The sequence below is a fragment of the Bariatricus sp. HCP28S3_A4 genome (assembly GCF_052066395.1).
Taxonomy (GTDB): domain Bacteria; phylum Bacillota; class Clostridia; order Lachnospirales; family Lachnospiraceae; genus Allocoprococcus.
This window is the reverse complement of record NZ_JBQHSE010000021.1, coordinates 1-12249: the sequence shown is the minus strand read 5'-3', so window position 1 is coordinate 12249 and position 12249 is coordinate 1. Positions and strand designations below refer to the sequence as shown.

Genomic DNA, 12249 nt, shown 5'->3' with positions numbered 1-12249 from the left:
TTTTCACTTTTTTCTCTGAAATTCGGAATTTGGAGAGTTAGGGATGCATAGCTGGTGGAAGGACAAGGCAATCGGATTTTCTTCCTTCTAAATACAGAGGGGTTGTTCTTTTTTTCAATGTAACAGAGAAAGGCAGAAGCCCTTCGGAAAGGAGGCATCCAGATGGATGGTTAGCAAGACTATGAAACAACTGAATATGACCACACAGGCAGGATTCGATTACGGAGGTATTCCTCCCAACCTTCAAAAGCGTGGGCTGTTCTGCTTGTATCGACTGGAACGAAAGACACCAGATGCGGTGAAGCCGGACAAAGTGCCGTATAAGCCAGATGGGACAAGAGCCGATCCGAGCAATCCGGCTGACTTCTGTTCCTTTGGTGAGGCTCTGGCTGCATACAACAGAAGTGGCTTCGATGGCATTGGTATCGGGTGCTTTGCTCCAATCGGTATGACCGATGTGGACGGTTGCGTCCATGATGGCAAGCTGGACGAGTGGGCGAAGGAAATCGTAGATGAACTGGATTCCTATACGGAACTCAGCCCTTCCGGGACTGGTATCCATATCTTTTTCATGATAGAAGATTTCTTCTATGACAAGGAGCGGTACTACATCAACAATCGCAAGACCCATGTTGAGGTGTATGTACCTGGAGCAACCCACCGATTCCTTACGATGACCGGGCAATGCATTCATGGCACCGAGGTCATGGAGCGTACCGAGCAGCTGAAGGGGATGCTTGAAAAGTACATGGTCAGACCCCAGGCGAATGCCGAGAAGCCCAAAGTCACAGCCCCTGGTAGTTTCCTTTCGGATGAATCTGTTCTGAGAAAGATGTTTGCATCCCGGCAGGCGGAGAAAGCAAAGGCACTCTGGGAGGGGAACATCCTGGAAGGGAAATCCCACAGTGAAGCGGATATGGCACTTGCGGAGATACTGGCATTCTGGTGTGGTGGTGACATCGAGCAGATGGACAGGCTGTTCCGGCAGTCCGGGCTGATGCGTGATAAGTGGGACAGACCACAGAGCGGCTCAACCTATGGATGGCTCACGCTGGAAAAGGCGGTGCGAAACTGCACGGTGTTCTACTCTCCGGTGCTGACTCCGGCAGAAGATGACTTCAATGATGTGCTGGAAAAGTTGACGGAACTTGAACCTCTGAACAATCCCAGATACCGCAGCGGTGACATTGGATATGGGGGCTCTTTGCCGATGTGTTCAAAGGCATTGCAAGGTATGTGCCGGAGCGGAAGAAGTGGTTCGTCTATGACGGGAAATGCTGGGCAGCGGACATTGTCGGACTGATGGTGATGGAACTTGCCAAAGACATGGCAGATGCCATGCTCGTCTATGCCGCCACCATCAAGGATGAGGACAAGCGTAAAGCATTTCTGGAAGGTGCCATGAAGTGGCAGCAACGCAGATTCCGGGAGACCTATATCAAAGAGACACAGGGGGTGTATCCCCTCTCGATGGAGACCTTTGACCAAGATGTCTACCTCTTCAACTGTGATAACGCCACCATCGACCTTCGTACCGGAACGGCAAGACCCCACAGCAACAGGGACTTTATCATCATGATAAGTCCTGTGGTATTTGACCCGGAGGCATACAGTGAGAGATTTCTCCAGTTTATCGATGAGGTCATGTGCCGGAACACCGCAAATGCAAAATTCCTGCAGAAATGCCTGGGTTATGGCTTGAGCGGTCTTACTTCCTATGAGTGTATGTTCATCCTCTACGGTGCGACCACACGAAATGGTAAGGGAACGCTGATGGAAAGCGTTCTGTATCTCATGGGAGATTACGGCAGGGCGGTTCGGCCGGAAACGGTCACGCAGAAACGCAAGCCGGATACCCAGGCTCCTTCGGAGGACATTGCCAGTCTGGCAGGAGTCCGATTGGCGAATATTTCCGAACCGAGCCGTGGTCTGGTGATGGACGCAGCACTGGTCAAGACCATGACGGGCAGCGATACCATCCGGGCAAGGTTCCTGCATGAGAACAGCTTTGAGTTCCAGCCCCAGCACAAAATCTACATCAACACAAACTACCTTCCGGTTATTACGGATATGACCGTATTCGATAGCAACCGACTTTATATCCTCCCCTTTGAACGACACTTTGAAGAATGGGAACAGGATCGCATGTTGAAGATGGAATTTCGCAAGCCGGAGGTGCAGAGTGCCATTCTGAACTGGCTCATCGAAGGTTTCCAACTGTTACAGCAGGAAGGCTTTACAAAGCCGGAATCCGTAGAGAACGCTGTGAAGGAATACCGCCATGACAGTGATAAGGTGGCACAGTTCGCAGAGGAACGACTGACCGAGGACGGCAGCAGTGAGGTGCGCACCGCACTGGTCTATGCCGAATACCGAAGATGGTGCGAGGAAAACGGCTGCTATGCGGAAAATGCCCGGAACTTCAATCTGGAACTTCGGAAGTTTGGTGAAGTAGTCAGGCGCAGACCAAAGGCTGGCGGTGAAAAGACCACACTGCTCATCGGGTATAGGCTGAAAGACGATTTCCTGATGCCGCCGAATGAATGACCACAATGCCTGAGGCAATCGGGGCAGAAAGTGGTAGCAGATTTCAGGGTTATTTTCCATATTGCCTTTATAGGAAGAAAATATTGATTTTCCTACCCCAAATCTGCCCCATTGCCCCAAGAGAAGAAAAGAAGATGATTCCAATGATTTTATAAACCTATCCCAACTGTGAAAATACCAAAATCAACAAAGGAGTGTGAACGATATGAGATTCAAATTCTTTTACGGCAGCAAGCCGAAATTCAGTCAGCAGGACAGAGCCAGTTTCTCCGACAAGAGATACAAGTGTGAACTGCTCCTGCAGAACCGCAAGGGAGAGCCTGTGGCTATCTCCCTGCAAAAGGACACTGGCATCTGGAGAGTGAGCTTCGGCTTCTCCACGGTATTCTTCGCCACCTATGATAAAGCACTTGCTTACTGCAAGGGTCGATTCTTCGAGCTGGACGGAAAGGCGGTGTGAGCCGTGGAAGGTACAAGATACTACCCCGTCATCGACTGTGACAGCGAGGGCAACGTGAAAGCCGCCCTGTTCCCCTGTTACAGTGAGAGAACCATCCGCAACCACCATCAGTTCTGGTTGGAGGAGAGCATTCCAGACCAGTACCGTTTGGTCTGCAAGGTTCCCGGTGAGAGCCGTGCGAAGAAGGACAGCACCATCCGCTGCCCGAAATGCAACACGGATATGAAACTGGCAGTTCCCTCTGCCGATGCTTACAGACTGGGTGTTTACATCTGCCCTGCCTGCCGGAAGGAGTAAGCCATGATGAGAGCATTTTTACTCGCCCATTTCAAGTGGCACAGAAAGCTGAGGATGAAGACCGCCGATGATTACCCTGTGACCATCACCAAGAAGCACTACTATCATGTGAGTGATGGCATTTCGTACATGGACCTGTTCAGTGAACAGGATGTCGCAGATTACTGTGACAGACGAGGCTTCAAATTCGGCAAAGCAAAGAAAAAGAATATCTTCTGATGTGACAAGGACGGCACCGACCGCAGGGGGAATCAAAATCTCTACAGTCCTATCAGACGGCTAACGGTGCCGCCCCTTCACGCAGAAAAAAGCGAAATCAAAGGGGTATATAGACCCACAAATCAAAGGAGGATTTTACCATGAAAGATTTTATCAGCGCAAAGTTCGTAACTACCGTAGACCCGGAGTACCATCATACCTTCTGGCAGAGCATGAAGGGCATGGATGTCAATGATGCTTACCTGGCATCCGGCAAGGCCGTTAGTGGTACACAGGCATTGCCCAGCGTGTCCCTGCCTCGTCTGTACGAGGCAAGAATGAAGGAAAGCCTGTTCCGCAATTACGCCAACGTGGCTTCTGTAAAGACGGGTGTTGCTGTGTTTGCAGAAGAGTTTCACAACAAAGCGGAGTGGATTCCCGAAAATCAGGCTATTCAGCTGCATGATGGAGAGGAGGATTTTCAGCGTATTCTTCTCAACTACAACAAGTTGGCCACCTTGCTGAAGTTCCCGGAGGATTTCGTACACAATCCTTCCTTCGACATTGAGCGTTACATCCTCAAATACTTCGCTAGGGCGATGAGCCGTGCGGAGGATGAGGCATTCATCACTGGCAATGGTGTCGATATGCCTGTTGGCATTCTGCATCCGGAGCGTGGTGCCGAAGTGGGTGTGACCACCCAGGAACTCACCTATGATTCTGTCATCCAGTTGTTCTTCTCCGTGAAGCCGGAGTATCGCAGAAAGGGCAAATGGCTCATGAATGATGAGACTGCTCTGGTGCTTCGTACCCTCAAGGATGCAAATGGAAATTATCTGTGGAATCACGCTAACGATACCATTCTGGGCAAGGAGGTGCTTATCTCCGAGTTTATGCCTTCCGAGGGCACCCCGGTAGCATTCGGTGATCTTGAATACTATCAGATCGTTGACCGTAGCGAATTCACCTGCCGTGTCCTCAAGGAGACCTATGTGGACAATGCCCAGGTGGGCTATCTGGGATATGAATTTCTGGATGGCCTGCTCCTGCGCAGAGAGGCGATCAAGGTCATCTCCATGAAGTAAAATGTCTGGGGGCTGCTCCTGCATCCAACATACCGGGTGCAGGGGCAATACCCCATAAAAACACTATGCCAATCAGAGTCAATCAGAGTCAAAAGTTGAAATCCATTTATTATAAGAAGGGACAGTCGTTCCCATCAGACGGGAGGCATAGCTGTGGAAATGATCAGCGAGGAAACAACCATTAAGATGCCCGTGAGCGAGAAATATCTGCTTAACATCCGTGAGGCAGCAGTCTATTTCAACATCGGCATCAAGAAGATGCGTAGACTGGCAGAGGATAACCTGGGCGGATTTGCTGTGTTCAGCGGAAACCGCTATCTCATAAATCGCACAAAATTCGAGCGTTTTATCGAGCAATCTTCTGAGATATAATTCTATTTTATCTGCCAATAGTAGTTGACTTCTTGGGAATAGTACGGGAATATACGATGACCCAAGAAGTCACGCTACGAAAGGAGGAATGGTAGATGGAAGAAAAGAAAAATGCATGGGGCAGAACCAGCAGCATCCCCATCAACGAAAAGTATATGCTTTCCATCCGGGAGGCATCCGATTACTTCGGTATCGGCATCAAAAACATGAGAAGGCTGGCAGAAAACAATACCAACAAGTTCGCAATCTACTTCGGCAACCGATATCTTATCGTTCGGCATTTGTTTGAGGCATACATCATGGAGTGCCTGAACAACGGAGGCATGGAGGAGGTGTGTGAATGCGAAGACCAAGAATAGAAGAAAAGGAAACCCTGACGGTTGAGGAGGCAATCAGCCTCTTCGGACTCAGCCGGAGAAAGTTCTGGAAACTGATGAAGAATATGGACACGATTCCGTTTCTTGCGATGTATGGGAGCAGACGGCTCATCATCCGGTCGGAACTGGAACTGTGGCTGCAGAATCATCCACATGAGAAGGAGGCGTTGAAGAATGGCACGTACAGGAAGACCGCCCAGGAGGCGTGATGCAAAGAACCGTGTTCTCCGCAGGGGAGAATCCCTCCGGGCAGACGGGAAATACCAGTTCAAATATTATGTAAACGGAAAACCAAAGTTTGTATACAGTTGGCGGCTTGAACCGACTGACAAGCTGCCCCAGGGCAAAAAGCCCTGCCTTTCCCTCCGGGAACTGGAGAAGCAGATTGGGTACGACCTCGACAATCAGCTTGACCCCACAGGAAAGAATCTGACGGTCATAGAACTTGTAGACCGATACCTTGCCACTAAGACTGGTGTGAAGCCGAGTACGAAGATGAACTACAATTTCGTTCGGAACATTCTGCTGAATGAGCCTTTCGGAGAGAAAAAGATCGGTATGGTCAAGACCTCTGACGCAAAGTTGTTCCTTATTAAATTGCAGGAAGATGGCAGAAGGTACAGTACCGTCAAGACCGTGCGTGGTGTCCTTCGTCCGGCATTTCAGATGGCGGTGGACGATGATGTCCTCGTCAAGAATCCCTTCGGTTTTGAACTCGCCGGGGTGGTAGTGAACGACACCGTCACGAGAGAAGCTATCACGAAAGACCAGATGCGGAAGTTCCTCAAGTTCGTCCGGGATGATAATGTGTACTGCAAATACTATGAGGCGTTCTACATTCTGTTCCACACGGGAATGAGAATCTCCGAATTCTGTGGACTTACCATCAAGGACATCGACCTGGAAAACAACATCGTCACCATCGATCATCAACTTCTTCGGACATCGAAGATGGAGTACATCATTCAGTCCACCAAGACCAATGCCGGAACACGTAAACTTCCAATTACAGAGGATGTGGCATACTGCTTCCGGGCAATCATTGAGGATAGACCCACACCGAAGGTGGAGAAGTTTGTGGACGGCTATAGCGGATTTCTGTACTTGGACAAGGACGGGATGCCGGAGGTGGCCATGCACTGGCAGCACCGATTCAACCATGCTGTGCAGAGGTACAACGACATCTACCGGGTTCAGATGCCGAACATCACGCCCCATGTGTGCCGCCACACCTATTGCTCCAATATGGCGAAAGCCGGAATGAATCCGAAAACGCTCCAGTACCTTATGGGGCATTCGGACATCGGTGTGACCATGAACACCTATACGCACCTGGGGCTGGAGGATGCCAAAGACGAGATGATTCGCATGGAAGAACTGAACACTGCTAAAAGGGAACTGGAAAAGACCACTGGCGAGAAGCCTGTGACACAAAAGATGTTCCGGGTGGTGTGACAATAAAGAATAGGAAAGGCGCTCTGCGATGCAGGGCGTTTTTTCGTGGAGAATTCTTTAGAGATATGATAGAATAAACTTGGTGATTGGATTATTGCAAAGTAAGAAGTTAATTTATTAGATAATTGAAAAGGAAGTTGACAAATATGTGGACAAAAGAGAAAATCGCAGATAGTATGAACAGTTATGTTGATAACTTAAATAAATATGACACCTGGCTTGCTAAAAACAAGGCAGATTTAAAATCCTATTTTTTTAGAGAATATAAAAATTGGTATCTGAATGATAATGAAATTACATGTGACGAGTTGGGATTTATTAAACTATTCAATATAAGTCTGGAATATATTGGAAAACAGAAAGACTTTATAGAAAAAATATTATCACTAGACATTGTGAATGAAAATAAGTTTAATAGGCAAATTATGCAGTTGATTTCGGATTGTTTATCAATAATGGCAAATGAGTTATCTTTTGAACCGTACAATAATTTGCTATTTGAAATGATTCATAAATATAACTTTTCAGAACAGTTCAATTCAATTTTATTGCTTGCTAAGTTTTCTGGCATTGAAAGTAATATTGTTTTGATTGGTGGTAATGGAAGCGGGAAATCAAGTTTAGCGAATGCGTTGAAAGGAAATGATACGGAGAATATTTGCGTCGTTCCTGCACAAAAATCTTTATATTTTTCAATGAATGATATGTCTATGTTATCCACAAGAAAAAGTGACTTAGTTGCATTGTTATTGGAAAACAATATTAATAAGAGCAAAACAATGGACGACTACACGTATTACAATTTTCAAAACAATCAGTTCACAAAACTTATTGTGGCGATGAAAGAACAATACACAGAATACTTGATTAAATGCGAGGAAGAACATGTTGTTGCTGATGGAGAAAAGACAATTTTTGGACAGTTACGAGCAGTGTTCAATGTTGTATTTCCTGAAATAAAACTGCATTTTAAGTCAGAAGCAAAAGATTATTTGAATTGTATAAAAAATGGAGAATCATATCATGTCAATGGATTATCAGAAGGCGAAAAAGCGGTAATATATTATGCGATAAGTGTATTGATGGCAAAGAATGATAGTTTTATTGTTGTGGATGAACCAGAAACATATTTAAATCCATCGTTAACAAATTTGTTGTGGGATCATTTGATACAGGTTAGGAAAGATTGTCAATTTATTTTTATTACACATTCTGTGGACTTTGTGATGGGACGTAATGACTCTAAAATCGCATGGATTAAAAATTTTAAATATCCTGATGAATGGGATTTTGAGTTTATAAAGGATGATTTTGCATTGCCGAAAACATTGATGACAGAAATATTAGGTTCTAAAAAGCCAATTGCATTTTGTGAAGGAGATGACAAATCAAGTCTAGATTATGCAATTTATCGTGCGCTAATTGGAGATGATTACACAGTTATTCCAGTAGGAGGACATAATGAGGTTATTAGGAATTGTGAAGTTCTTATATCTTCTCCATGGATGAATACAGATACTCTAGGTATTGTAGATGGAGATCATTATTCAAAAGAAAAAATTGCGACATTACAAGAAAAGAGTGTAAAAGTATTACCATTTAACGAAATCGAAATGTTTTTGCTTTGTGATGAAGTATTGAGTTATACTATGAAGTCTATATATCCAATGGACTTTAAAGAAAAAATAGATAGATTTAAGGAAGAATTTTTTAAGACGGTAGGAAAACAGAAAAGTAAGATTGCCTTATATAACGCAACACTGACTGTAAATGATTTTGTTGCAAAAGAAAAAATACAGGAATTTGATAGTGTATCAGCTATTGAGGAAAACTTACAGAGAATATCTACATATAATGTTCAAGAAGTTTATGAAAAGAAGATGTCACAGATTGCAACAATAGTAAATGAAAAGAAGTATTCGGAATTGTTAATTATTTGTAATTTGAAAACAGAGATTACAAGAGGTGTGGCGAATCGGTACTTAGATAGTAATTATGAAACAAAAGCAGTACAACAGATACAAACAAATGAAGAATTGAAGAAGGCTATAAAGAAAAAGTATTTTAAATAAAAATGATTTATACACCCCGATTTTTACTACCATTTTACTACTACAGACTGCCGTAACTTGCTCCATTTTGCCATGTTTCGGGAAAACTGTGACAGAGTAGATGCTGTTACACCTCAAAAACAGGTACGATAAATCGGAGCAAATCGGGGCAGGACAGTGCATTTTAGGAGGATTAACATTTTGATAAAAGTATTATTTGTTTGCCACGGCAGGATATGTACACACCCTCGAAAAACCCAGTAAAATCAAGGAAAATCGGCGCTCGAACACCCCGGGGTACGCCATTTTGTACGCCAAATTTTTTGAAAATCCCTGATGTGACAGTACTGTTTTGAACGTGAAAAATACCAAAAATCGCCGTGAAAAATCATAAAATCACGGAGGATTTACAAATGAGTAAACAGAAAAATAATGATGTTATCAGAGAAGATAGGCTTGAATATTTACAGATAGGAGATTACTTTATACCTGATTTGAAGCTTCCACAGGAGAATCGTTCTATTGGCAGGTATGGACGTATGCATCGTGATTATCTGCAGGAGCATAATCCTATAAGGTTTGATGATTTGGTGCTGGAGGGAAAACTCTGGATTTATCTTGCAGACCTTAACGAACAGGCACAGAACAGACTGCAGCTGATTATCAGACAGATGCAGGAAGAGGAGTCTGTGAACGATGAACTGAAAGAGAACAATCAAATAGCCTGGGTACAGGCAATGAATAGTATTCACAAACGTGCCGAAGAAATCGTCCTTCACGAATTAGTATACGGGGAGGATACGTAATGAGAATACTTGAAGAATTTTGGTATGGTAATGTTGAACCGATGGAATATGGTTCATTTTCCAATGAGGAGTACAAAGAATTACTTCGACTGATAACTAAAAATGAAGAAAAGCTTCAAGCAACATTTTCAAACGAACAGAAAGAACTGTTCTCCAAATACATAGATTGTGTCCAGGAGTTTCAGACTATATCAGAGTGCTTGCTGTTCCAGAATAGCTTCCGTCTGGGAGCAAAAATAATGCTGGAAGTTATGGAAGAATAATTACATAATATAAAAGACTGGATATTGCCTTGAAAGAGGTGGTATCCAGTTTTTCTTATTTTGGCAAAGATAAAACATACCGGAATCGGCAAAAACAAAAGAAGCAATGTGGATAAAGATTTGATATTTTGCCGATAATGTAGTATAATATATTCATAATAGGAGAAGGAGTAATGCTTTATGAATTGGTTGTTATTTGTCATAGTTGTAATTGGCTTAATATTACTTCCGTTATTAGTTGAAAAAATAATTGTAGATGGGATTGGAATAGTTTTGTTTACTACTCAATTCGGAAATGAATTATGGTTTTCTTTTTGGGTTCTTATCTCGGTGCAATTATTACAGTCATAGTTTTGTTTATTACTATTCAGTATAATAAAAAAGATACCAATAATAGGTTGAAAGAATACGAAATCGATAGAAAATACGATTTGGTTTTAGAGCAAGTTGATAAATTATATAATTTTATTTTACTCAAGGAAACTGATGATACACATAGCGTATATGGAATTCGATTGAACGCAAAAATGTATCAGTTAATGGTTCAAAAATGCATGGATGCAACAGGCGAATGTAAGTTTTATGGGACCTACTCAGATATGTTGTTAAAATATTTGGAATGTACAAAACAATTCGATAATGTAAATTTAACAAATGAAAATATTGCGCAATATGCGGAGAAATATAAACTCGTTTCAAAAGAGATAACAAAAATAATGCATTCAGTGAAAGATGAAATAGATTTAGAATATTCAAATTTGAAAGAATTAATAGAATTGAAAAGAAAAACAGATAAAGAGCAAATATATAAATTAAACTCTTTTAAAGAGTTGTTTATGAGAAAGAAAAAAATAGTTATTTGATTTTTAGTGGAGGAGAGCAGATGCGATACCTTTCAGTTACTGAAATAGCAAAAAAGTGGAATGTTTCAGAACGCAGCGTGAGAAACTACTGTGCCCAGGGACGTGTGCCTGGTGCATTTCTTACCGGCAAGACTTGGAATATTCCTGAAAATGCAGAAAAGCCGGAGCGTTCCAATAAGAAGAAAGAACAGCCAGTTACATTGCTGGATATTCTGCAGGAGCAGAAAGTAAGTAAATATTCCGGTGGCATTTACCATAAAACACAGATTGATTTGACATACAATTCCAACCATATCGAAGGCAGCCGTCTGACTCACGATCAGACCAGATATATTTTTGAAACCAATACCATTGGTGTAGAAAATGAAGTACTGAACGTGGATGATGTGATTGAAACAGCAAATCACTTCCGTTGTATTGATATGATTATAGATAACGCAAAGGCAGCACTGACAGAGAAATTCATTAAAGAACTGCATCTGATTCTGAAAAATGGAACCAGTGATTCCAGAAAAGATTGGTTTGTTGTTGGTGATTACAAGAAATTGCCGAATGAAGTCGGTGGTATGGATACAGCTCTTCCGGAAGAAGTTGCCGATAAGATGAAAGCTCTGCTGACAGAGTACAATGCAAAGGAAGAAAAGACTTTTGAGGATATTCTGGACTTCCATGTAAAGTTTGAACGAATCCATCCGTTCCAGGACGGTAATGGCCGTGTAGGCAGACTGATTATGTTCAAGGAGTGTCTGAAATATAATATCGTTCCATTTATCATCGAAGATAGCCTGAAACTGTATTATTATCGTGGCTTAAAAGAATGGAACAAAGAAAAAGGATTTCTGACTTACACCTGTCTGACAGCACAGGATAAATATAAAGCATATCTGGATTATTTCAGAATCAAGTATTAACAATAAATTAAATTGTACAAATAGTTAATGTTGCAAGGGAGGAACCCCTATGACACCAGAAGAAAAAGCAAGGAAAATAATAGATGGAAAGTTAGAACAATCCGGATGGGTTATTCAAGATTTAGCCATGGTTAATCCTATGGCTTCATTAGGTATAACATCCGGATCTCACACCAGCAAATCGCCAACTACTGTAAAACTGCTGCTATCTGTGTAAAACCTTTCGTGGACAACTATGACTATCGTGCCGGCAGCACTTTCACTGCTGATGAAACCTATATCAAGATCCGTGGTATCAAAACTTATATCTGGTTCATTATGGATGCTGCGAAGCGCTCCATCATCGGTTACCAAGTCTCTGACAACCGCGGCGTCGGTCCCTGTATCATGGCAATGCGCATGGCTTTCCGACATTTCAAAGAGCTTCCAAAAAACTTCCGCTTTATCGCAGATGGTTACAGTGCCTATCCACTGGCTGCCCAGCAGTTCTTCCATGAATTTGGTGATGCCTTCAAGTTCTGCATTACCCAGGTGATTGGGCTTACCAACGACGATGCGGTTTCC

Annotated in this window: 16 protein-coding genes and 1 pseudogene; 16 read left to right on the top strand and 1 reads right to left on the bottom strand. The window is 43.1% G+C overall.

Features of this window, described 5'->3' with window-relative positions; translation table 11 throughout:
- The first annotated feature begins 166 nt into the window (after positions 1-166).
- The gene (locus tag ACTNBF_RS10985; RefSeq protein ID WP_427818763.1) at positions 167-1303 is read left to right on the top strand and encodes a phage NrS-1 polymerase family protein; all 1137 of its coding nucleotides are present in this window, start codon (positions 167-169) and stop codon (positions 1301-1303) included.
- Positions 1213-2547, top strand: coding sequence for a DNA primase family protein (locus ACTNBF_RS10980; RefSeq protein WP_441089276.1), 1335 nt, complete (start codon positions 1213-1215; stop codon positions 2545-2547). Before ACTNBF_RS10985 ends, ACTNBF_RS10980 begins: the two co-directional genes overlap by 91 nt.
- 157 nt (positions 2548-2704) lie before the next feature.
- Here the strand turns inward: ACTNBF_RS10980 and ACTNBF_RS10975 are convergent, their stop codons facing one another.
- Positions 2705-3115: a hypothetical protein gene (locus tag ACTNBF_RS10975; protein WP_441089275.1), complete on the bottom strand. Its 411-nt coding sequence runs from the start codon at positions 3113-3115 to the stop codon at positions 2705-2707.
- A gap of 9 nt (positions 3116-3124) precedes the next feature.
- Between ACTNBF_RS10975 and ACTNBF_RS10970 the strand changes: the two genes are divergently transcribed.
- From ACTNBF_RS10970 to ACTNBF_RS10905, 14 genes and pseudogenes are all read left to right on the top strand, one after another.
- Positions 3125-3304 carry a hypothetical protein gene (locus tag ACTNBF_RS10970; RefSeq protein ID WP_441089274.1) on the top strand — a complete coding sequence of 60 codons (180 nt, stop codon included), beginning with the start codon at positions 3125-3127 and terminating at the stop codon, positions 3302-3304.
- Positions 3305-3307: 3 nt separating this feature from the next.
- Positions 3308-3523, top strand: a complete 216-nt coding sequence (locus tag ACTNBF_RS10965) for a hypothetical protein (RefSeq protein ID WP_427818768.1) — start codon at positions 3308-3310, stop codon at positions 3521-3523.
- Between the two features lie 140 nt (positions 3524-3663).
- Positions 3664-4587, top strand: a complete 924-nt coding sequence (locus ACTNBF_RS10960) for a phage major capsid protein (RefSeq protein WP_441089273.1) — start codon at positions 3664-3666, stop codon at positions 4585-4587.
- A gap of 159 nt (positions 4588-4746) precedes the next feature.
- Positions 4747-4959, top strand: a complete 213-nt coding sequence (locus tag ACTNBF_RS10955; protein WP_441089295.1) for an excisionase — start codon at positions 4747-4749, stop codon at positions 4957-4959.
- 95 nt (positions 4960-5054) lie between these two features.
- Positions 5055-5318 carry an excisionase gene (locus ACTNBF_RS10950; RefSeq protein ID WP_427818770.1) on the top strand — a complete coding sequence of 88 codons (264 nt, stop codon included), beginning with the start codon at positions 5055-5057 and terminating at the stop codon, positions 5316-5318.
- Entirely contained in the window at positions 5300-5545 is a 246-nt protein-coding gene (locus ACTNBF_RS10945) for a helix-turn-helix domain-containing protein (protein WP_427818771.1), read from the top strand. The genes ACTNBF_RS10950 and ACTNBF_RS10945 overlap by 19 nt, the downstream gene beginning before the upstream one ends.
- Positions 5511-6791, top strand: a complete 1281-nt coding sequence (locus ACTNBF_RS10940; protein ID WP_441089272.1) for a tyrosine-type recombinase/integrase — start codon at positions 5511-5513, stop codon at positions 6789-6791. Before ACTNBF_RS10945 ends, ACTNBF_RS10940 begins: the two co-directional genes overlap by 35 nt.
- 146 nt (positions 6792-6937) lie before the next feature.
- On the top strand, positions 6938-8863 hold the full coding sequence (locus ACTNBF_RS10935) for an ATP-dependent nuclease (protein WP_441089271.1): 1926 nt from the start codon (positions 6938-6940) through the stop codon (positions 8861-8863).
- Positions 8864-9255: 392 nt separating this feature from the next.
- On the top strand, positions 9256-9648 hold the full coding sequence (locus ACTNBF_RS10930) for a TnpV protein (protein WP_441089270.1): 393 nt from the start codon (positions 9256-9258) through the stop codon (positions 9646-9648).
- Positions 9648-9911 carry a DUF6809 family protein gene (locus ACTNBF_RS10925; RefSeq protein WP_441089269.1) on the top strand — a complete coding sequence of 88 codons (264 nt, stop codon included), beginning with the start codon at positions 9648-9650 and terminating at the stop codon, positions 9909-9911. Before ACTNBF_RS10930 ends, ACTNBF_RS10925 begins: the two co-directional genes overlap by 1 nt.
- Before the next feature lie 302 nt (positions 9912-10213).
- Complete coding sequence (locus tag ACTNBF_RS10920) at positions 10214-10774, top strand: hypothetical protein (RefSeq protein ID WP_441089268.1); 561 nt, start codon at positions 10214-10216, stop codon at positions 10772-10774.
- 20 nt (positions 10775-10794) lie between these two features.
- On the top strand, positions 10795-11685 hold the full coding sequence (locus tag ACTNBF_RS10915; protein ID WP_441089267.1) for a Fic family protein: 891 nt from the start codon (positions 10795-10797) through the stop codon (positions 11683-11685).
- A 49-nt stretch (positions 11686-11734) separates the two neighbouring features.
- Complete coding sequence (locus ACTNBF_RS10910; protein WP_441089266.1) at positions 11735-11902, top strand: hypothetical protein; 168 nt, start codon at positions 11735-11737, stop codon at positions 11900-11902.
- Positions 11839-12249: pseudogene (locus ACTNBF_RS10905) on the top strand (DDE-type integrase/transposase/recombinase); the annotation flags it as partial. The gene ACTNBF_RS10910 and the pseudogene ACTNBF_RS10905, both read left to right, overlap by 64 nt.